The sequence below is a fragment of the Micromonospora sp. LOL_015 genome (assembly GCF_048060275.1).
Taxonomy (GTDB): Bacteria; Actinomycetota; Actinomycetes; order Mycobacteriales; family Micromonosporaceae; genus Micromonospora_E.
Genome location: NZ_JBHMIO010000014.1, coordinates 18,155 through 37,402, shown reverse-complemented (window position 1 = coordinate 37,402; position 19,248 = coordinate 18,155). Strand labels below are relative to the sequence as shown.

Annotated in this window: 21 protein-coding genes; 7 read left to right on the top strand and 14 right to left on the bottom strand. The window is 70.8% G+C overall.

Annotated features, from left to right (window positions below; genetic code table 11):
• Nucleotides 1-33: 33 nt before the first annotated feature.
• From ACFHWU_RS14065 to mug, 5 genes are read left to right on the top strand one after another with little or no spacing between them, the layout of a single operon-like run.
• Nucleotides 34-912: a TIGR04222 domain-containing membrane protein gene (locus ACFHWU_RS14065; protein WP_416554875.1), complete on the top strand. Its 879-nt coding sequence runs from the start codon at nt 34-36 to the stop codon at nt 910-912.
• A 5-nt stretch (nt 913-917) separates the two neighbouring features.
• Nucleotides 918-1,766, top strand: coding sequence for a DUF692 domain-containing protein (locus tag ACFHWU_RS14060; protein WP_416554873.1), 849 nt, complete (start codon nt 918-920; stop codon nt 1,764-1,766).
• Nucleotides 1,763-2,245: a hypothetical protein gene (locus tag ACFHWU_RS14055; RefSeq protein WP_416554871.1), complete on the top strand. Its 483-nt coding sequence runs from the start codon at nt 1,763-1,765 to the stop codon at nt 2,243-2,245. Before ACFHWU_RS14060 ends, ACFHWU_RS14055 begins: the two co-directional genes overlap by 4 nt.
• Nucleotides 2,246-2,296: 51 nt before the next feature.
• On the top strand, nt 2,297-3,058 hold the full coding sequence (locus tag ACFHWU_RS14050; protein ID WP_416554869.1) for an SDR family oxidoreductase: 762 nt from the start codon (nt 2,297-2,299) through the stop codon (nt 3,056-3,058).
• Nucleotides 3,059-3,071: 13 nt separating this feature from the next.
• Nucleotides 3,072-3,680, top strand: coding sequence for a G/U mismatch-specific DNA glycosylase (gene mug, locus ACFHWU_RS14045; protein WP_416554867.1), 609 nt, complete (start codon nt 3,072-3,074; stop codon nt 3,678-3,680).
• Here mug and ACFHWU_RS14040 read toward each other — a convergent pair.
• The 6 genes from ACFHWU_RS14040 to ACFHWU_RS14015 all read right to left on the bottom strand — a co-directional run bounded on the left by ACFHWU_RS14040 (nt 3,644) and on the right by ACFHWU_RS14015 (nt 9,912).
• Nucleotides 3,644-3,955, bottom strand: coding sequence for a hypothetical protein (locus ACFHWU_RS14040; protein ID WP_416590741.1), 312 nt, complete (start codon nt 3,953-3,955; stop codon nt 3,644-3,646). The genes mug and ACFHWU_RS14040 overlap by 37 nt on opposite strands.
• 27 nt (nt 3,956-3,982) lie before the next feature.
• The gene (locus ACFHWU_RS14035; protein WP_416568363.1) at nt 3,983-5,986 is read right to left on the bottom strand and encodes an ABC transporter ATP-binding protein; all 2,004 of its coding nucleotides are present in this window, start codon (nt 5,984-5,986) and stop codon (nt 3,983-3,985) included.
• 201 nt (nt 5,987-6,187) lie between these two features.
• Nucleotides 6,188-6,340 (bottom strand): type II toxin-antitoxin system Phd/YefM family antitoxin, encoded by a 153-nt coding sequence (locus ACFHWU_RS14030; protein WP_416555011.1) that lies wholly within the window; start codon nt 6,338-6,340, stop codon nt 6,188-6,190.
• Between the two features lie 562 nt (nt 6,341-6,902).
• Nucleotides 6,903-7,757, bottom strand: a complete 855-nt coding sequence (locus tag ACFHWU_RS14025) for an enoyl-CoA hydratase/isomerase family protein (RefSeq protein ID WP_416554862.1) — start codon at nt 7,755-7,757, stop codon at nt 6,903-6,905.
• Between the two features lie 46 nt (nt 7,758-7,803).
• A complete protein-coding gene (locus ACFHWU_RS14020) occupies nt 7,804-8,031 on the bottom strand; it encodes a helix-turn-helix domain-containing protein (RefSeq protein ID WP_123602399.1) in 228 nt (75 codons plus the stop codon).
• Between the two features lie 273 nt (nt 8,032-8,304).
• Entirely contained in the window at nt 8,305-9,912 is a 1,608-nt protein-coding gene (locus tag ACFHWU_RS14015) for an ABC-F family ATP-binding cassette domain-containing protein (RefSeq protein ID WP_416568364.1), read from the bottom strand.
• Nucleotides 9,913-10,308: 396 nt separating this feature from the next.
• On the opposite strand from ACFHWU_RS14015, the gene ACFHWU_RS14010 reads away from it, so the two are divergent.
• A complete protein-coding gene (locus ACFHWU_RS14010) occupies nt 10,309-11,055 on the top strand; it encodes a magnesium transporter MgtE N-terminal domain-containing protein (protein ID WP_416568365.1) in 747 nt (248 codons plus the stop codon).
• A 50-nt stretch (nt 11,056-11,105) separates the two neighbouring features.
• On the opposite strand, the gene ACFHWU_RS14005 is transcribed toward ACFHWU_RS14010, so the two are convergent.
• From ACFHWU_RS14005 to ACFHWU_RS13970, 8 genes are read right to left on the bottom strand one after another with little or no spacing between them, the layout of a single operon-like run.
• Nucleotides 11,106-11,495, bottom strand: a complete 390-nt coding sequence (locus ACFHWU_RS14005) for a metal-sulfur cluster assembly factor (protein WP_416555009.1) — start codon at nt 11,493-11,495, stop codon at nt 11,106-11,108.
• Between the two features lie 14 nt (nt 11,496-11,509).
• Entirely contained in the window at nt 11,510-11,968 is a 459-nt protein-coding gene (sufU, locus tag ACFHWU_RS14000; RefSeq protein WP_416554856.1) for a Fe-S cluster assembly sulfur transfer protein SufU, read from the bottom strand.
• A complete protein-coding gene (locus ACFHWU_RS13995) occupies nt 11,968-13,278 on the bottom strand; it encodes a cysteine desulfurase (RefSeq protein WP_416568366.1) in 1,311 nt (436 codons plus the stop codon). The genes sufU and ACFHWU_RS13995 overlap by 1 nt, the downstream gene beginning before the upstream one ends.
• A gap of 42 nt (nt 13,279-13,320) precedes the next feature.
• A complete protein-coding gene (gene sufC, locus ACFHWU_RS13990; RefSeq protein ID WP_281550395.1) occupies nt 13,321-14,094 on the bottom strand; it encodes a Fe-S cluster assembly ATPase SufC in 774 nt (257 codons plus the stop codon).
• Nucleotides 14,091-14,420, bottom strand: coding sequence for a non-heme iron oxygenase ferredoxin subunit (locus ACFHWU_RS13985; RefSeq protein WP_123604783.1), 330 nt, complete (start codon nt 14,418-14,420; stop codon nt 14,091-14,093). Before ACFHWU_RS13985 ends, sufC begins: the two co-directional genes overlap by 4 nt.
• Nucleotides 14,421-14,431: 11 nt before the next feature.
• Nucleotides 14,432-15,667, bottom strand: a complete 1,236-nt coding sequence (sufD, locus tag ACFHWU_RS13980; RefSeq protein WP_416554852.1) for a Fe-S cluster assembly protein SufD — start codon at nt 15,665-15,667, stop codon at nt 14,432-14,434.
• 46 nt (nt 15,668-15,713) lie between these two features.
• Nucleotides 15,714-17,144, bottom strand: coding sequence for a Fe-S cluster assembly protein SufB (gene sufB, locus ACFHWU_RS13975; RefSeq protein ID WP_282231248.1), 1,431 nt, complete (start codon nt 17,142-17,144; stop codon nt 15,714-15,716).
• Nucleotides 17,141-17,914 (bottom strand): helix-turn-helix transcriptional regulator, encoded by a 774-nt coding sequence (locus ACFHWU_RS13970; RefSeq protein WP_416554850.1) that lies wholly within the window; start codon nt 17,912-17,914, stop codon nt 17,141-17,143. Before ACFHWU_RS13970 ends, sufB begins: the two co-directional genes overlap by 4 nt.
• A 188-nt stretch (nt 17,915-18,102) precedes the next feature.
• Here ACFHWU_RS13970 and ACFHWU_RS13965 point away from each other — a divergent pair, with 188 nt between their 5' ends.
• Entirely contained in the window at nt 18,103-19,077 is a 975-nt protein-coding gene (locus ACFHWU_RS13965) for a COX15/CtaA family protein (RefSeq protein ID WP_416554848.1), read from the top strand.
• The last annotated feature ends 171 nt before the right edge of the window (nt 19,078-19,248 follow it).

Below are 19,248 nucleotides of genomic sequence, written 5' to 3'. Positions count from 1 at the left end.
ATCCGACGCCCGCCCGGAAAGCCAGGAGACCTTATGACGCCCGGTGAAACCTGGGGTATCCCCGGACCCACCTTCCTCGCCGTCTTCGGACTGACCGCACTGGTGCTCCTCCTCGCCAACCTCGGCTACCGGCGGATCGCGCTCGCCGGGCAGGACGGCCGCACCGGATCGCTCGGCGGCACCGAGGTCGCGTATCTCAACGGCGGGGGCCGGTTGGCTGTGTACGCCAGCCTGGCGGCGTTGCGCTCGGCGGGCAGCGTCGACGTCGGCGCCCGAGGCACGTTGCGGGCCGCCGGTCCGCTGCCGACCGGGACCGGGCAACTCGACCAAGCGGTGCACCACGCCGCGCAGCGCCAGGGACGCGTCCGCGACCTGCAGACCGACCAGTGGGTCGTCGACGCGCTGCACCGGATGCGCGACGGGCTAGTCGCCGCCGGCCTGGCAATCAGCGACGGCCAACGCCGTACCGCCCGGCTGCTCGCCGGCACGGTCGGGATCCTCGCCGCCGTCGGTGTGCTGCGGGTGTTCGCCGGCACCGCGAACAACCGGCCGGTCGGCTACCTGGTGCTGATGCTCGCGGTCACCGTACCGGTGGCGATGGTGCTGTTCTTCTCGGTGCCGCGCCGCACCCGGGCCGCGAACCGCCTCCTCACCAGACTGCGCAGCCAGTACCGTCACCTCTCGCCGACTCTGCGGCCGGCCCCCGCGACGTACGGTGTCGCCGGCGCGGCGATGGGGGTCGGCGTTTTCGGGGCGGCGTCGTTGTGGGCCATGGACCCGGCGTTCGCGGGGACCGCGGAGATCCACCGAGTGAGCGCCAGCACCGGGTCCTCCAGCTGGGGCGGTGACAGCGGCGGGGGTGGCGGTGACGGAGGAGGCGGCGGCTGCGGTGGTGGCGGCTGCGGCGGATGAGGCCGATGTCCGTCACCGCCTGGCCGCCCAGCCCCGACACCGGGCTCGGGGTCGGCATCGGCTGGCGCCCGGAGATCTCCGGCTTCCTCGATGAACTGCCCGGCATGCGCTTCTGCGAGGTGATCGCCGAGTCCGTCGACCCCGGCCGGCCGCTGGACGACGAGCTACTCCGGCTCCGTGAGCGGGGGGTGACCGTCGTGCCGCACGGCGTACGGCTGTCCCTCGGCGGCGCCGAGCCGGTCGAACAGCACCGAGTCGACCGGCTCGCGGGCGTCGCCGAGCTGCTCGGCGCGCCCCTGGTCAGCGAGCACATCGCCTTCGTCCGGGCCGGCGGGGTCGAGGCCGGGCATCTACTGCCGTTGCCCCGCACCTGGGCGGCGGTCGACACGGTCGTCGGCAACGTCCGGCGGGTGGCCGCCGAGCTGCCGGTGCCGGTCGCGCTCGAACCGATCGCCGCGGTGTTCGACTGGCCCGACGACCAACTCGACGAGGCCGACTTCGTCAGCGAGATCGTCGAGCGCTCAGACGCGCTGCTGCTGTTGGACGTCGCAAACGTCTATGCCAACGCCCGCAACCGGGGCGACGACCCGGTCGCCCTGCTCGACCGGCTGCCGCTGGAACGCATCGCGTACGTGCACGTCGCCGGCGGTGCCGCCGACCGGGATGGGATCTACCACGACACGCACACCGACCCGGTCCCGGCCGAGGTGCTGCGCCTGCTCGGCGAGTTGTGTGCCCGGCGACGGGGGCCAGCGGTGCTGCTGGAGCGGGACGGGCACTATCCGCCGGGCGAGGTGCTGCGCGCCGAGCTGGACGTAATCGCGGCGACCGCCGGGCTGGGCCGGATCACGTGACCGCCCGGGTGGCACCCGGCGACGGTTCCGACCCCCGTGCCGGACTCGCCGCCGCCCAGCGTGCGCTGGTCGCGTCCCTCGTCGAGGGTGCCGATCCGCCACCCGGCTTCGACCCGCACCGGCTGTCGGTCGCCCGTGCCGCGTTGGCCCGCAAGCGGGCCGGCGAGGCGGCCCGGCACTGGCCGCAGGTGGCCGCCTCACTCGGTGCTGCCTGGCCGGCCGCGTTCGTCCGCTGGGCAACGGGCCGACGGCCGGCGGGCGGGCTGCGCGACGGCTGGGACTTCGCCCGGGCGCTGGCCGCCGATGACCGTCTGCCGGATCTGGCCGTGGCGGAGCTGGCTGGCTGGGAGGTCGGCTGGTGCTACGACGGGTCGTCGGTTCCCCGCCGACGCCGTCTCCCGGCGGTACGACGGCTGCCCGGCGGGTGGACGGTCCAGGTCGCCGGTCGGGTGCGGACATACGGCGGGCGCCGCCGGTAGCTGGTGGGGGTCATCACCGGCGACCCCACGGCATGCGGCAGGATCGGGGGCATGGACCTCGGCCTCGAAAACCGGGTGTACGTGCTCACCGGCGCGTCCCGTGGACTCGGCTACGCCACCGCTGCCTGTCTGGTCGCCGACGGGGCGCGGGTGGTGCTCGCCGCCCGGGACACCGCCGGTCTGACGGCGGCGGCGCACCGCCTCGGCGGCCCGCAGCACGCGATCGCGGTCAGCGCCGACCTGGGCGAGCCGGACTGCGCGGCACGCCTGGTCGCGACGGCCAAGGAGCACTTCGGCCGGCTCGACGGGGCGTTGATCTCGGTCGGCGGGCCGAAACCCGGTCCCAGCCACGCGGTCAGCGACGAACAGTGGCGGGCGGCGTTCGACACCGTCTTCGTCGGCGCGGTTCGGGCGGTGCGGACCGTCGCCGACGCGCTACCCGCCGGCGGGGCGGTCGCCGTGGTGCTGTCGACGTCGGCCCGGATGCCGCTGCCCGGGCTGGGCATCTCCAACGGCCTGCGGCCCGGGCTCGCGGCGGTCGCCAAGGAGCTCGCCGACGGCTACGCCGGCCGGGGCGTCCGAGTGGTCAGTCTGCTGCCCGGCCGGATCATGACCGACCGCAACGTGGAACTCTTCGCCGCGACCGACGATCCGCAGCAGGCCCGGGCCGAGGCCGAGGCCGACATCCCGCTCGGCCGGCTGGGCGAGCCGGCGGAGTTCGGCCGAGTGGCGGCGTTCGTCCTGTCCCCGGCGGCGAGCTATCTGACCGGCATCACGCTGCCCGTCGACGGCGGCGCGCTGCCCTGCCCCTGACCGGCTTCCCGGCGTGCACACCGACCGGGTCACGATGGCGCAGCTGCTGGCCGGCGCTGTCGGCCGTACCCTGCCCGACATCGTCGGACCCGACCTCGACGTACTGTTCTGTGGGATCAACCCGAGCCGGTACTCCGCTGCCGCCGGCCACCACTTCGCCCGGCCGGGCAACCGGTTCTGGCCGACACTGCACCGGTCCGGCTTCACGCCCCGGCGGCTCGACCCCAGCGAGGACCATCTGCTGCCCGGGTTCGGGCTGGGCGTAACGAACCTGGTCGCCAGGGCGACGGCGCGGGCCGACGAACTCACGCCGCCGGAGCTGGTCGCCGGAGGCGCGCGGCTCGTCCGGTTGGCCGCCGCGTGCCGACCCCGGTGGATCGCCGTGGTCGGGGTGACCGCGTACCGGCTGGCGTTCGACCAGCGACGGGCGCTCGTCGGACCCCGACCCGAGAGCCTCGGTGGTGCGAGGCTCTGGGTGCTGCCCAACCCGAGCGGGGCTCAATGCCCACTACCAGCTCGACCGGCTCGTCGCCGAGTTCGACCGGCTGCGGCAGGCGGTGGCGGCCGAACCGCCACGGTAGGCGACTACTGGTGGCGGGCCATCCGCTCGCGGATCAGCTGACCGAACAGGCCGGCCGGTTGTCCGCAGTCGAGACACTGAAGGCCTTCGTCGAGACGTGGCCCTCCGCACTGGGCGCACCGGCCCCGGTCGCGGGGATCGTGGTACGACCGCAGGGCGGCGCAGAGCGCCGCAGCCACCGACTCGGTCAGTACGACAGGGTCGGCGTCGCCGACGCGAACCGCCACGCCAGCCGACCGGACCGGTGCCGGATCGAGCGGGGCCAGCCGCTGCGCGAACTCGTGCAGTGCCGCCGCGACCTCAACCTCCAGCTCCACCGGCCCAGCATAGTGGACGGCGGACCGCTATCCGGCGGCACCGCCCGGCGGCGGGGGCAGGTCCTGGTCGGTCGGGAAGGCGCGACCCGACCCGGCCGTCACCGGATCCAACCCGGTGTCGTCGAGGTACGGAGTCGGTGAGTCGGCCACCGCGAACTGGGTGCGGTACAGCTCGGCGTACAGCCCGCCGGCGGCGATCAGCTCGGCGTGCCGGCCGCGCTCGACAATCCGGCCCTCGTCGAGGACGAGGATCTGGTCCGCGTCGCGCACCGTCGACAGCCGGTGCGCGATGACCAGGGCGGTACGGCCGGTCAGCGCGACCGACAGGGCGCGCTGCACCGCCGCCTCGGACTCCGAGTCGAGGTGGGCGGTGGCCTCGTCGAGGATGACGATCGACGGCGCCTTGAGCAGCAGCCGGGCGATGGCAATCCGCTGTTTCTCACCACCGGAGAAGCGGTAGCCGCGCTCCCCGACCACCGTGTCCAGCCCGTCCGGCAGGGCCCGGACCAGCTCCTCGACCTGCGCGCCGCGCAGCGCCGCCCACAGCTCGTCGTCGGTGGCGTCCGGCCGGGCGTACCGCAGGTTCTCCGCGATCGTCTCGTGGAACAGGTGGGAGTCCTGGGTGACCACCCCGATGGTGTCGCGCAGCGAGTCGAGTGTCGCGTCGCGCACGTCCACCCCGCCGACCCGGATCTCGCCGTCGGTCACGTCGTACACCCGGGAGACCAGCATTGCGGTGGTGCTCTTGCCGGCGCCGGACGGGCCGACCAGGGCGACCAGCTGCCCCGGCTCGACGCTGAACGACACCCCGCGCAGCACCGGCTCGGAGACGGTCCGGTCGAGCGTCGCGACATCCTCCAGCGAGGCCAGCGAGATCTCGGCGGCGCTGGGGTACCGAAACCGGACGTCGCGGAACTCCAGCCGGCTGGATCCGGGCGGCACGACGACGGCGTCCGGACGCTCGGCGATCGACGGGGCGAGGTCGAGCACCTCGAACACCCGGTCGAAGGAGACCAACGCGCTCATCACGTCGACCCGCACGTTGCTCAACGCGGTCAGCGGCCCGTAGAGGCGGGTGAGCAGCAGAGCCAGGGTCACCACGGTGCCGGCGCTGACCGCGCCGGTGACCGCCAGCCAACCGCCGAGTCCGTAGGTGAGCGCCTGGGCGAGCGAGGCGACCAGCAGCATCGCCACGAAGAAGGTACGCGAGTACATCGCCGACTGGATGCCGATCTCCCGGACCCGGTCGGCCCGCTCGGCGAACCGGCGTGCCTCGACCTCGGGCTGGCCGAAGAGCTTGACCAGTAGCGCGCCGGCGACCCCGAACCGCTCGGTCATCGTGGCGTTCATCTTGGCGTCGAGATCGTACGATTCCCGGGTGATCTCCGCGAGCCGCTTGCCGACCCGGCGGGCCGGCACGATGAAGATCGGCAGCAGCACCAGGGACAGCGCGGTGATCTGCCAGGACAGGGTGAACATCACCGCGGCGGTGAGCACCAGTTGGATGACGTTGCTGACCACACCGGACAACGTCGAGGTGAAGGCACGCTGGGCGCCGATCACGTCGTTGTTGAGCCGGCTGACCAGCGCGCCGGTCTGGGTCCGGGTGAAGAACTGCAACGGCATCCGCTGCACGTGGTCGAAGACCCGGGTCCGCAGGTCCAGGATGATGCCCTCACCGATCCGGGCGGCGTACCAGCGTTGGGCCAGGGAGAGCAGGGCGTCCACCACGGCGAGCGCGGCGATCAGCAGGGCCAGCCGGACCACGGTCGCGCCGGCGTCGGCGCGACCGGCGGTGATCGTGTTCACCACGTCGCCGGCGAGGACCGGGGTGGCGACCCCGATGCCGGCCGCCAGCACGACGGTGACCAGGAAGACGGTGATGTCCCGCCGGTACGGGCGGGCGAAGGCGACGATCCGCCGGGTGGTTCCCCTGCTGACCCGGTGGGAACGCAGCTGGTCGCCGTCGCGCATCGAGCGCAGCATGCCCCAGCCGGCCCCCATGCCACCCATCCCACCGGATCCAGCCATCGGCACCCGCCACCTTCGTCTCGCCACCGTCGCGGGTACCAGTGTCCCGGACACCTACGACAACAGTTCAGGTAACTGGCGTCTTCCCGTTGGAGCCTTACTGTCCGACCCGGCGGCTACCGGAAGGCGGGTTAGTGCTCCGGCCTGCAGGCCGGGGGTGAAGGACCGCGCCGGGAGGGCCGCCATGGCCCGAGCAGTGCCCTAACCCGGCCGGTTCTGCCGCTGGCTCCACCACTCGTAGGGCACCAGCACGGCGCGCGGCTCCCCGGACTTGGTGATGATCGTGTGCTGGCCTACGTAGTGGGCGGCGTCGACCAGTTTCCCTAGTTCGGGCCGGGCGTCGCGGGCACCGATGGTCTGCGGCCCTCCCCGACCACGCGATGGTCGCGGCGGTCACGACAGCGAGGCCGCCACCTGAACGACCTGCCAGTTCCCCACCCATAAGCGGTGGGAAGAGCGCCGACAAGGCCGTTTCCAGCAGGGTCAGGCCACAAAGGCCGACAACGTGGTCGCTCTCCCCAACAGCAAACCAGCTTGCCGCATCCCGGCCACACGCGGCAAGCCCATCACCATGCCCGTCAACCACGTGTCCCGGCTCCGCCGGGACGCTGCCGCACACGTGGTCAAGGTCCGAGTTTCGTCTCAGCGGTGTACGTCGAGGACCTCGCTGTTGCTGGATCGGGTCGTACAAGGCTGGCCAAGTCGGTGCACGACGCCGGCTGGGCGCAGTTCACGACCGGGACGTCAACGCCGCACGCAACATCAAGGCCGCCGGACGGCGGACTTCAACGACCGTGGAGCGCAGGTAAGACCGGCACCCGTGCCGGCACCGCGCCGAGAAGCGGTAACCCACCGGAGTTCACCCCTTCGGGGTGTAGCAGACCGGAATCCCTCTTTCTTCAGGAAGAGGAGGACGTCAATCGCCGGCTCCGGTCAGGTCCCGGATCCGTCGGGTCTGTGCCTCCCGCTCGGCGCGTAGCTGGGCGGCGGGGGTGCGGTCGGTGGCTCCGGCGAGCAGGGCCTTGATCTCGACGACCGCGTCGCGGGGCCCGGCCAGCACGGCCGCGACCAGGTCGGCGACTGCCGGGGCCAGTTCCGTCGCGGGCACCACCAGGTTGGCCAGCCCGAGCCGATCGGCCTCGGCCGCGTCGAGCCAGCGACCGGTGACACAGATCTCCAGGGCGCGGGCGTAGCCGACCAGGTCGACGAGTCGCCGGGTGCCGCCGAGGTCCGGCACCAGGCCGAGGGTCACCTCGGCCATCCGCAACCGGGCGTCGTCGGCCAGGACGCGCAGGTCGCAGCCGAGGGCAAGCTGGAATCCGGCGCCGACGGCCGGCCCCTGCACGGCGGCGACGCTGATCACGTCGGGGCGTGCCAGCCAGGTGAAGGCCTCCTGGTACTCGGCGATCCGGGCAGCGCACTCGTCCGGCGGCAGGGCAGCCAACGGCGGCGGGGCCGGATCGTCACCGGGCGGACGGTCGCCAGGCGAGTCGGCTCGCGAATGGTCGGTCGCGGCGAGATCCGCATCGGTGCTACCCGCAACGCTGGGATCGAGCAGTGCCTGGATCGCGCCCCGGTCGAGGCCGGCGGAGAAGGCCCGACCGGCGCCGCGGACCACCACGACGCGAACGTCGCCACGCAACTCCCGGCCGATGCCGCGCAGCGCCCGCCACATCTGTGGGGTTTGAGCGTTGAGCACGTCGGGCCGGTCCAACGTCACCGTCGCGACCGGCCCGTCGTAGTCGAGTCGTACGCCACCGGACACGGTCAACGAGGGCCCTTACCGTGACAGCGGGGTACGGGTCGCAACTGGATCGTCACCCCTTCTTGCGACGCCGAGCGCCGCCACGCTGGCGTAGTTGCACGCCGGACTCGGTGAGCACCCGGTGGACGAACCCGTACGAGCGGCCGGTGGAGGCCGCAAGGGCGCGGATGCTCTCGCCGGATGTATACCGCTTGACCAGGTCCTTGGCCAGGGTCTGACGCTCGGCTCCGACGATCCGGCGACCCTTCTCGGTGGTGGCGGCTGTGCCGGTGGCTGCCATGTTGATTCCTCACGTCCCAGACTGTGCGGTTCGATGCGGTCCCACCTATTAGACCGCCTCCAACGATCATGCGCCAGATATCAACTGTTCGCCAACCGACACGCACGACCCTGTCAGTTACCCGATACGGTGCCGCCGAGCAATCCCACCGGCATGCTGGCAGCCCTTCGCCGACCCTCACCCGGCGCACCTGTTCATACAATTCACGCTATCCGATAATGACGTTCACCGATGCAGCATCGCCCGGGCCGGGCTACCGGACGGACCGCACCCTCATGCAAGTTCCACGAGTTCGAGCAGGTCGTCGCTCCACGCATCCTCGTCTCCGTCGGGCAGGAGAATCGCCCGGTCCGGTTTGAGAGCCAGCACCGCACCCGGATCATGGGTCACCAGGACGATGGCTCCGGGATACCGGGCGATGGCATCGAGAACCTGTTCACGGCTGACCGGATCCAGGTTGTTGGTCGGCTCGTCGAGCAGCAATACGTTCGCCCCCGAACAGACCAGCGTGGCCAACGCGAGCCGGGTTTTCTCCCCGCCCGAGAGCACCCCGGCCGGTTTGTTCACGTCCTCACCGCTGAACAGGAACGCACCGAGAATCTTTCGCAGGTCGGTGTCCGCCTGGTCGATCGCCGCACTGCGCATGTGGTCGAGCACCGAACGCTCCACGTCCAAGGTCTCATGCTCCTGCGCGTAGTAGCCGATCCGCAGCCCGTGCCCGGGCCGCACCGCCCCGGAATCCGGCTCGACCAGACCACCGAGAATCCGCAGCAACGTCGTCTTACCGGCACCGTTCAGCCCGAGGATCGCCACCCGGGAGCCACGGTCGACCGCCACGTCGACCCCGGAGAAGATCTCCAACGATCCGTACGACTTCGACAGCCCCGCCGCCGTCAACGGCGTCTTGCCGCACGGGGCCGGGCTGGGCAACCGGACCTTGGCCACCTTGTCAGCGACCCGCTCGTCCTCCAGACCGGCGAGCAGTTTCTCCGCCCGCCGGGCCATGTTCTGCGCGGCCACCGTCTTGGTGGCCTTGGCCCGCATCTTGTCGGCCTGGGCGAGTAGCGCCCCGGCCTTTTTCTCCGCGTTCGCCCGTTCCCGGCGGCGGCGCCGCTCGTCGGTCTCCCGCTGCTGCTGGTACGCCGCCCAGCCGACGTTGTAGACGTCCACAACCGAGCGGGTGGCGTCGAGAAACCAGACCTTGTTGACCACCGCGCCCAGCAGGTCCACATCGTGACTGATCACCACCAGCCCGCCCTTGTGCCCGGCGAGGAAGCCACGCAGCCAGGTGATCGAGTCGGCGTCCAGGTGGTTGGTCGGCTCGTCGAGCAGCAGGATGCCGCCGCCGTTCTCGGCCGCGTCCCGGAACAGGATCCTGGCCAGCTCGATACGGCGACGCTGACCGCCGGAGAGCGTCCCGATCGGCTGGCTCAGCACCCGGTCCGGCAGACCCAGGTTGGCGCAGATCCGGGCCGCCTCCGCCTCCGCGGCGTACCCGCCGAGGGAGGCGAACTGGTCCTCCAGGGTGCCGTAGCGGCGAACCAGACGCTCGTCGGTGCCGCCCTGTGCCAACTGCTGCTCGAGTTCGTTCATTTGCGACATCAGCCGGTCCAGGCCGCGGGCCGACAGCACCCGGTCGCGGGCGGTCACATTCAGGTCGCCGGTTCGCGGGTCCTGCGGGAGATAACCGACCGCGCTGCGCCGGTCGAGCTGTCCCGCGTACGGTAGGCCCTCGCCGGCCAGCACCTTCAGCGTGGTGGTCTTGCCGGCACCGTTGCGGCCGACCAGACCGATCCGGTCGCCGGGCTGCACCCGTAGGGTGGTGTCGGACAGCAGGATCCGCGAGCCCGCGCGCAGTTCCAGGCCGGTAGCGGTGATCATTGATAGCTCACTCCTGAGATCGGAAGCTGACTCGCGGACACGACAAGACGCCGACCGGACCTTCTGTCCGTCGGCGTGGGGCGGTTCAGCCTTCGCAGAGCAGCACGGCCCTATCCTACCGGCGGTCAGTACCGGCACCCCAGTCGGTTTCGCAGCGAGATCATCGACGGCGACGTGGATCGAAGGCATCCGGCGATCCATCCCCGACGGTCTCGCGGAACATCAGCTGACCAAGCGGTACGCGGCGCGCCGCCAGCCTGGTGGACCGGCCTGACCGAATCGGGGAACTTGTCCGCCAACGGGGTGATGCACCACGCCGACAGGGATGTTAGGCACATCAGGCGCGCGTAACGATCATTTGACTCCCTGGAGACGACACTCATGCTGCCCGGTGGGATGATGCCCATAACCCAGCTGATCGCGATGATCCGCAGCACTCCGCCGCGACAGGCCGTCGGGTTGCTGGCAGCCATGCCGGCCGACCGGATCCCGGTGGCAGTCGCCGAGCTGACGACCTCTGACCTGGTCCGGCTGCTCCCAGCTGCCAGCGACGACCTACAGTCGCGGTTGATGGGTCTGCTCAGCACCGATCAGCTGGCCGACCTGGCCCGAGCCATGCCGATCCCCGACGCGGTGGCGATGCTCAATCAGCTTCCGGCCGAGCAGGTGCACACGGTGGCCGACCGACTGCCGCAGCCCACCGTCGCTGCCCTGCTCACCGCGATGCCCGCGGACCGACAAACCGATATGCTGTCGGTGATGCGTCCGCAACAGGCGCAGGCGGCCTGGGCCGGCACCTACCAACGGGAGGTGGCCCAGGCGCTCGCCCGGGCCAACGCCGAGGTGAGCATCCCGGCGAACGCCCCGCCGGGAATCGTGCTGGTTCAGATCTTCGGCTGGCAGATCACCGTGGCCGCCCGCCGCGACGACGACGGGCGGGTGGCGGTACGCGACGCCGAGGACGCGGCGTACCGCATGCGCGCCAACGCGGCGCTCGCGGTGACCGACTACCAGCCGGCCGCCGACGTACTTAATTACTGCGACGAGGCCCGCCGGCAGGGGCGCCCGATCAGCGCGGTCAGCTGGGTCGACGACCGGCACGACGGTTTCCTCAAACGGGCCCTGGTCAGCCTGGTGCACTGACGGGCCGCGCCGCCGGCCGAACGTGACGGTCGGCGGCGACGCGGGCACCGTCAGACGTTGAAGCCGAGCGCCCGCAACTGGTCCCGGCCCTCGTCAGTGATCTTGTCGGGCCCCCACGGTGGCATCCACACCCAGTTGATCCGGATGTCGGACACCAGTCCACCACCGGGTCCAGTGGTCAACGCGGTACGGGCCTGCTCCTCGATCACGTCGGTCAGCGGGCAGGCCGCGCTGGTCAACGTCATGTCCAGGGTGGCGACGTTGTCATCGTCGACGTGTACGCCGTACACCAAGCCGAGATCGACCACGTTGATGCCCAGCTCCGGGTCGACGACGTCCTTCATCGCCTCCTCGATGTCAGCGATCGCCGGCTGGCCGACGCTCGCCGCCGCGGCCGTACCGCCGTCGGCGGGCTCCGTCGCCTGCGTCGCCCCGGTCATGGTCTCTTCGGCACTCACTGCTTCACCTCCGGGCTCGCACCCACACCGGCGCGCGCCGCAGCGTCCTTGAAGGCCATCCACGGCAGCAACGCACACTTCACCCGGGCCGGATAGCGCGCCACACCAGCGAACGCCACCCCGTCACCCAGCACATCCTCATCCGGCTCGACCTCGCCGCGGCCGGACACCAGCGCCACGAAGGCGCCGTGCACCGCCAACGCCTCGCCCACCGGCCGACCGTCGACCAGCTCGTACAGCACACTCGCCGAGGCCTGGCTGATCGAGCAGCCCTGACCGTCGTGCGACACCCCGACCCGGGTGTCGCCACCCAGACTCACCCGTACGGTGATCTCGTCGCCGCAGGTCGGGTTGACGTGGTGTGCCTCCGCCGCGTACGGCTCGCGCAGACCACGCCCCTGCGGACGCTTGTAGTGGTCCAGGATGATCTCCTGGTACAGCTGGTCGAGCTCCATCAGTCGAAGACCTTCCGCGCCTTCTCCAGACCGCGCACCAGCGCGTCGACCTCGCCGGTCGTGGTGTAGAGGTAGAACGAGGCCCGAGTGGTCGCCGGGACGCCGTAGCGCACGCAGACCGGCCGGGCGCAGTGATGCCCGACCCGCACCTGCACCCCCTGGGCATCGAGAATCTGGCCCACGTCGTGTGGATGGATCCCGTCCACCGCGAACGAGACCGTGCCACCCCGCCCGTGTGGCCCGGGCGGGCCGACGATCCGCAGCCCCGGCACGGTGGCCAGAGCTTCCAGGGCGTACGCGGTCATCCGCTGCTCGTGCGCGGCGACCGCCGGCATGCCCAACCCGGAGAGGTAGTCGACGGCGGCACCGAGGCCGACTGCCTGGGCGATCGGCGGGGTGCCGGCCTCGAACCGGGCCGGTGGAGCGGCGAACGTGGACCCGCTCATCGCCACCGTCTCGATCATCGAGCCGCCGCCGAGCACCGGTGGCATCGCGGCGAGCAGCGCGGCGCGGCCCCACAGCACCCCGATCCCGGTCGGTCCGCACATCTTGTGCCCGGTGAAGACGATGAAGTCGGCGTCCAGCGCGGCGACGTCGACCGGGCGGTGCGGAACCGACTGCGAGCAGTCCAGCAGCAGCAGCGCACCGACCTCGCGGACCCGCCGGGTGATCGCAGTGAGGTCGTTGACCGTGCCGAGGATGTTCGACATGTGTACCAGCGAGACCAGTTTGGTCCGCTCGGTGACCAGTTCGTCCAGCTGCGACTCGTCCAGCCGACCGTCCTCGGTCAGCCCGAACCAGCGCAGCGTCGCGCCGGTGCGTTCGCAGAGCAGCTGCCACGGCACGATGTTCGAGTGGTGCTCCATCTCAGAGATCACCACCTCGTCGCCGGCGCCGAGCCGGAAACGGGGGTCGGCCCCGATCGCGGCGCCCGTCGAGGCGTTGGAGAACGCGTACGCGACCAAGTTGATCGCCTCGGTGGAGTTCTTGGTGAAGACCACCTCGTCCGGGCTGCCCGCGTTGACGAACGCGGCCAGCTTGGCTCGGGCGCTCTCGTACGCCTCGGTTGACTCGGTGCCGAGAGTGTGCACCGAGCGGGCGACGTTGGCATTGTGCGACTGGTAATAGTCGGTCAGCGCGTCGAGCACCTGGCGCGGCTTGTGCGAGGTGTTGGCGCTGTCCAGGTAGACCAGCGGATGCCCGTTGACCTCCCGACCGAGGATCGGGAAGTCGGCCCGGACGGCGTCAACGTCCAGAGCGGACGGACCGTCCGGCGTCGGCGTGTCCCGGGGGATGGCTATGGTGCTCATCGGCTCGACGCCGCCCTTCTGCACGCGGGGTGATAGTGAGTCTCAGGCCGAGGCCGCGCCGGCACCCGCGACGTACCGCTCGTAGCCTTCGGCTTCCAGCTTCTCAGCCAGCTCCGGGCCGCCCTCCTCGACGATGCGTCCGCCGACGAAGACATGCACGAAGTCGGGCTTGATGTAGCGCAGGATCCGGGTGTAGTGGGTGATCAGCAGCAGGCCGGTCTCCCCGGTGGAGCGGACCCGGTTGACCCCTTCGCTGACCACCCGCAGGGCGTCGATGTCGAGCCCGGAGTCGGTCTCGTCAAGAATGGCCATCTTCGGCTTGAGCAGCTCCAGCTGCACGATTTCGTGCCGCTTCTTCTCCCCACCGGAGAAACCCTCGTTGACGTTGCGCTGCGCGAACGCCGGGTCCATCTGCAGCCGCTCCATGGCCCCGCGCAGCTCACCGGCCCAGGTACGCAGCTTCGGCGCGGCGCCGTCGACAGCGGTCTTGGCAGTACGCAGGAAATTCGCCACCGAGACGCCGGGCACCTCCACCGGGTACTGCATGGCGAGGAACAACCCGGCGCGGGCCCGCTCATCGACCGACATGGCCAGCACATCCGCACCGTCGAGCAGCACCTCCCCGCCGGTGATCTCGTACTTGGGGTGCCCGGCGATCGAGTACGCCAGCGTCGACTTGCCGGAGCCGTTCGGGCCCATGATGGCGTGTGTCTCCCCCGACCGGATGGTCAGCGTCACCCCGGCCAGGATCGGCTTGAGCTCGCCTTCCGGCAGCTTGACCGAAACCTGCAGGTCACGGATATCCAGAACGCTCATGGTGCGGTCACTCCATTGCTCGGCGTCAGACTGACGTAGATGTCGCCGTCGCGGATCTCGACGGGGAAGACGGGTACGGGTTCGGTGGCGGGCAGCCCGGTCGGCTCACCGGTGCGCAGATCAAAGCGCGAACCGTGCAGCCAGCACTCCAACGTGCAGCCGTCCACCTCGCCTTCGGAGAGGGCGACCGCGGCGTGCGAGCACTCGTCGTACACCGCGTGGAAGGAGTCCTCGTCGGTGTGCACCAGGGCGATCTGCGTACCGTCGATGTCGGCGCTGACCGCCGTCCCCTTCGGGATCTCGGCGGTGGCGCAGACCCGGATCAGGTCGGACATGCTCAGCGGGTCCCCTCGGTGACCGCACCGGGCTGGCCGGGCTGGCCGGGCACGGTCGGTGGTGCCGCCACGTCGGCGGTGCGCGGCGCGACCGCGCCGGCCTCGACACGCCGCAGCCGCTGCTCGATCGCGTCGCCGAGCCGGTCGCGCAGCTCGGCCACCGGGATCTTGTCGACCAGCTCGGCGAAGAACCCGCGGACCACCAGCTTGCGCGCCTCGGCCTCCGGGATGCCCCGGGCCATCAGGTAGAACAGTTGCTCGTCGTCGAACCGGCCGGTGGCGCTGGCGTGCCCGGCCCCGGCCACCTCGCCGGTCTCAATCTCCAGGTTGGGCACCGAGTCGGCCCGGGCGCCGTCGGTCAGCACCAGGTTCCGATTGATCTCGTACGTGTCGGTGCCGGTGGCCTCGGCGCGGATCAGTACGTCGCCGACCCAGACGGTGTGCGCGCCGTCGCCCTGCAGCGCCCCCCGGTAGCCGACGTTGCTGCGGCAGTCCGGCACGGTGTGGTCCACCAGCTGCCGGTGCTCCAGGTGCTGGCCGGCGTCGGCGAAGTAGAGCCCGAACAGCTCGGCGTCGCCGCCCCGGCCGGTGTACTCGACGCTGGTGAACTGGCGTACCAGGTCACCGCCGAGGGTGACCTGGATGTGCGTGACCCGGGCGTCGCGGCCGAGCCGGAACTTCAGATGCTGCGCCTGCACCGCGTCGGATGCCCAGTCGGCGATGGTGACCAGGGTCAGCGTCGCACCGTCACCGACGAGCACTTCGACGTTGTCGGCCAGGGTGGTCGAGCCGACCTGGTCGAACACCAGGGTCACCTCGGCGAACCGGCCGACGTCGACCAGGGTGTGCCCGTACGCGATCTGGTCCGTCCCGGTGCCGAGCACCCGGACCACGGCCGGCTCGGCCGGGGTGGCCTCCGGTGCGACCTCCACCAGCAGGACCTCGGAGCACCCGGTGTAGGCCAGAGCGCTGATTCGGTCGAACGGGGTCAGTACACCGCCCATCCGTCGGTCGGTGCGGTCGACCTGACCCGCTGTCACCCCGGCGGGCAGATCGGCGTACTCGTACCGGACCGAGCCGCTGGCCGCCGGAGTCCCGGTGGCCAGTCCCCGCATCCGCTTGAGCGGGGTGAAGCGCCACTCCTCCTCCAGGCCGGTGAGGGCCGGGAAGTCGGCGACATCGTACGAGCGCAACGCCTGCGACTTGGTCTTGGGCGGCGCGGAGGCCTGAATAGTCATCTCTTCCTGTTCTCGGCGGTGTCGGTGGGGCGGTGTCTCGGGCGGGTCAGCCGACCGCGCCCTCCATCTGCAGCTCGATCAGCCGGTTCAGCTCGAGGGCGTACTCCATCGGGAGTTCCTTGGCGATCGGCTCGATGAAGCCCCGGACGATCATGGCCATCGCCTCGTCCTCGCTCAGACCCCGGCTCATCAGGTAGAACAGCTGGTCGTCACTGACCTTGGAGACGGTCGCCTCGTGCCCCATGGCGACGTCGTCCTCGCGGATGTCGACGTAGGGGTAGGTGTCCGACCGGGAGATCGCGTCAACCAGCAGCGCGTCGCACTTCACCGTCGACCGGCTGTGCTGCGAGCCCTCCAGCACCTGGACCAGCCCACGGTAGGAGGTGCGCCCGCCGCCGCGGGCGATCGACTTGGAGACGATCGTCGAGGAGGTGTGCGGTGCCGCGTGCACCATCTTCGCGCCGGCGTCCTGGTGCTGCCCCTCGCCAGCCATCGCCACCGAGAGCACCTCGCCCTTGGCGTGCTCACCGGTCATGAACACGGCCGGGTACTTCATGGTGACCTTGGAACCGATGTTGCCGTCGATCCACTCCATGGTGGCGCCGGCGTGGCAGACGGCCCGCTTGGTGACCAGGTTGTAGACGTTGTTCGACCAGTTCTGGATGGTCGTGTAGCGGCAGCGGGCGTTCTTTTTCACCACGATCTCGACCACCGCGCTGTGCAGCGAGTCGGAGGAGTAGATCGGCGCGGTGCAGCCCTCGACGTAGTGCACGTAGGCACCCTCGTCGACGATGATCAGGGTCCGCTCGAACTGGCCCATGTTCTCCGTGTTGATCCGGAAGTAGGCCTGCAGCGGGATCTCCACGTGCACGCCCTTCGGCACGTAGATGAACGATCCACCGGACCAGACCGCCGTGTTCAGCGCGGCGAACTTGTTGTCGCCGACCGGGATCACGGTGCCGAAGTACTCCTTGAAGATGTCCTCGTGCTCCCGCAGCGCGGTGTCGGTGTCGAGGAACACCACGCCCTGCTCCTCCAGGTCCTCACGGATCTTGTGGTAGACCACCTCGGACTCGTACTGGGCCGCGACGCCAGCGATCAGCCGCTGCTTCTCCGCCTCCGGGATGCCCAGCTTGTCGTAGGTGTTCTTGATCTCCTCGGGCAGGTCCTCCCAGCTGGCGGCCTGCTTCTCGGTGGAGCGGACGAAGTACTTGATGTTGTCGAAGTCGATTCCGGTGAGGTCGGCACCCCAGGCCGGCATGGGCTTGCGGCCGAACAGCCGCAGCCCTTTGAGCCGCAGGTCGAGCATCCACTGCGGCTCGTTCTTCTTGGCGGAGATGTCACGCACCACCGCCTCGTTGAGCCCGCGCTGGGCGGCGGCGCCGGCCACGTCGCGGTCGGCCCAGCCGTACTCGTACCGGCCGAGGGCCGCGAGGTGCTCCTCCTGGGAGATGGGCGCGACGGTCTGCTCGGTCATCTATCTGTCCTCACAGTGCTGGTGACGTGGTCGGTGGAAACATTGATGGCAACGGTCGGGGTGCCGCCGGCCCGTCTCGGGTCTGGAATGTGCGTGGTGCACACCCCGTCGCCGTGAGCGATGGTGGCCAGCCGCTGCACGTGGGTGCCGATCAGGCGGGAGATCACCGCAGTCTCAGCCTCGCACAGCTGCGGAAACTCGGCAGCCACATGGGCCACGGGACAGTGGTGCTGGCACAACTGCCCCCCGGAGGCGATCGTGGATGCGTTGGCAGCGTAGCCCTCGGCGCTGAGTGCGGCGGCGAGAGCTTCGGCGCGGGCGATCGGGTCCGCACCGGCATCGTCGATCGCCGCCCGGCACCGCGCCTCCAGCCCGGCGACCTGAGCCGCCGCGAACGCCTCGAGCTCCGCCTCGCCGCCGTGACCGGCAATCCAGCGCAGCGCGGCGGCGGCCATACTGTCGTAGCGGTAACGCCCGTGCCGGGACCGGGCGTCGTCGCTGAGCCGGAAGACCTTGGCCGGCCGACCGCGTCGTCGACGGGCCCGGGTGACCGCGTCCCGGGTCACCACGTCGCCGTCGGCGAGCATCGCGTCCAGGTGTCGGCGGATCGCGGCCGGGCTCAGCCCGAGCTCGTCACCGAGCTGAGCGGCGGTCGCCGCCCCCCGCTCCAGCAGCAGCGCGACCAGGCGGTCCCGGGTACGCCCGTCCGGGCCGGCAGCGACCGCACCGGTCGCCGACCCGCCCTCTGGAAGGCCCACCCTGTTTTTCACTACGCCAACGTTACGTATTTCAGCGGTCGGCCGCAAACGCGCCCCCGGGTGATCCACCGCACCGAGCCTGACCGCCACCGCGACCAGCACGGCGAAGCCTTGCCGCAGTCGGCCGGCGGCACCGCAGGGCTGTGGTACCGGCGGCACCGCACAGTTGTGGTATCCGCCATATCGGTACGATTGCCGCCGTGCCCGTCTCCCCGTCCGGTCGACTGTCCGCCGGCCCCGCCCTGCTCCGGCGGCTCGCGCTCGCCTCACTGGTGGCCAACGTCGCGATCGTGCTGACCGGGGGCGGCGTGCGGCTCACCGGGTCCGGGCTCGGCTGCCCGACCTGGCCGCGCTGCACCGACGACTCCTACGTCACCACGCCGGAGATGGGCGTGCTCGGCATCATCGAGTTCGGCAACCGGGTCCTCGGCATCCTGGTCGGCATGATCGCGCTCGCCACCCTGCTGGCGGTGCTGCGGTCCCGGCCACGCCGGTTGGACCTGCGCGGACCGGCCCTCGGCGTTCTAGGTCTGGTGATCCTGCAGGGCCTGATCGGCGGGGTCAGCGTCCGGGTGCAGCTCAACCCCTGGGTGGTGGCGCTGCATTTCATGCTGTCGATGGTCGCCGTAGCGGTGGCGTACGGATTGTGGCGACGGGTACGCGCCGGCGGCCGCACCACCCGCGACGTGGTGGCCCGGCCGCTGCGCCAGTTGGCCCTCGTGATCACCGCCGTGAGCTTCGGGGTGCTGGTGCTCGGCACCGTGGTGACCGGCAGCGGCCCGCACGCCGGTGACCCGGACGCCGGGCGCACCGGGCTGGATCCGCAGGCCATGTCCCAGCTGCACGCCGACTCGGTCACCCTGCTGATCGGGTTGTCGGTCGCCTGGTGGTTCGCGTTGCGCGCGGTCGGCGCACCCCGACCGGCGGTCCGCGCGGCCGCCGTGCTCGTCGTCGTGGAGATCGCCCAGGGACTGATCGGCGTGGTGCAATACCTCACCGACCTGCCGGTCGCGCTGGTCAGCGCGCACATGCTCGGCGCGTGTCTGGTGTGGCTGGCCACCCTCGGCGTGCTCTGGTCGACCCGGACCCGGGAGCCGACCGGGCCGGATTCAGCCGCTACCAGGGTGGTTTCTGACGACGGCAACGAGCGCCCCCTGGCCAGAGCGCAACCTTAAGATCACCAACCGTTGAAGACGGTTGAAGACGGCAGACCTATCCCCATAGCGGAGAGTACCGGTGAGGCTACGCCTGTGCCGGGGCACAACCACCGGCACGACGAACCGGGCGCGGCAGTGACGGTCCCCCCGTGCCGTGGCTGCCGCGCCCCTGGTCGGTTCCCTGCCTGG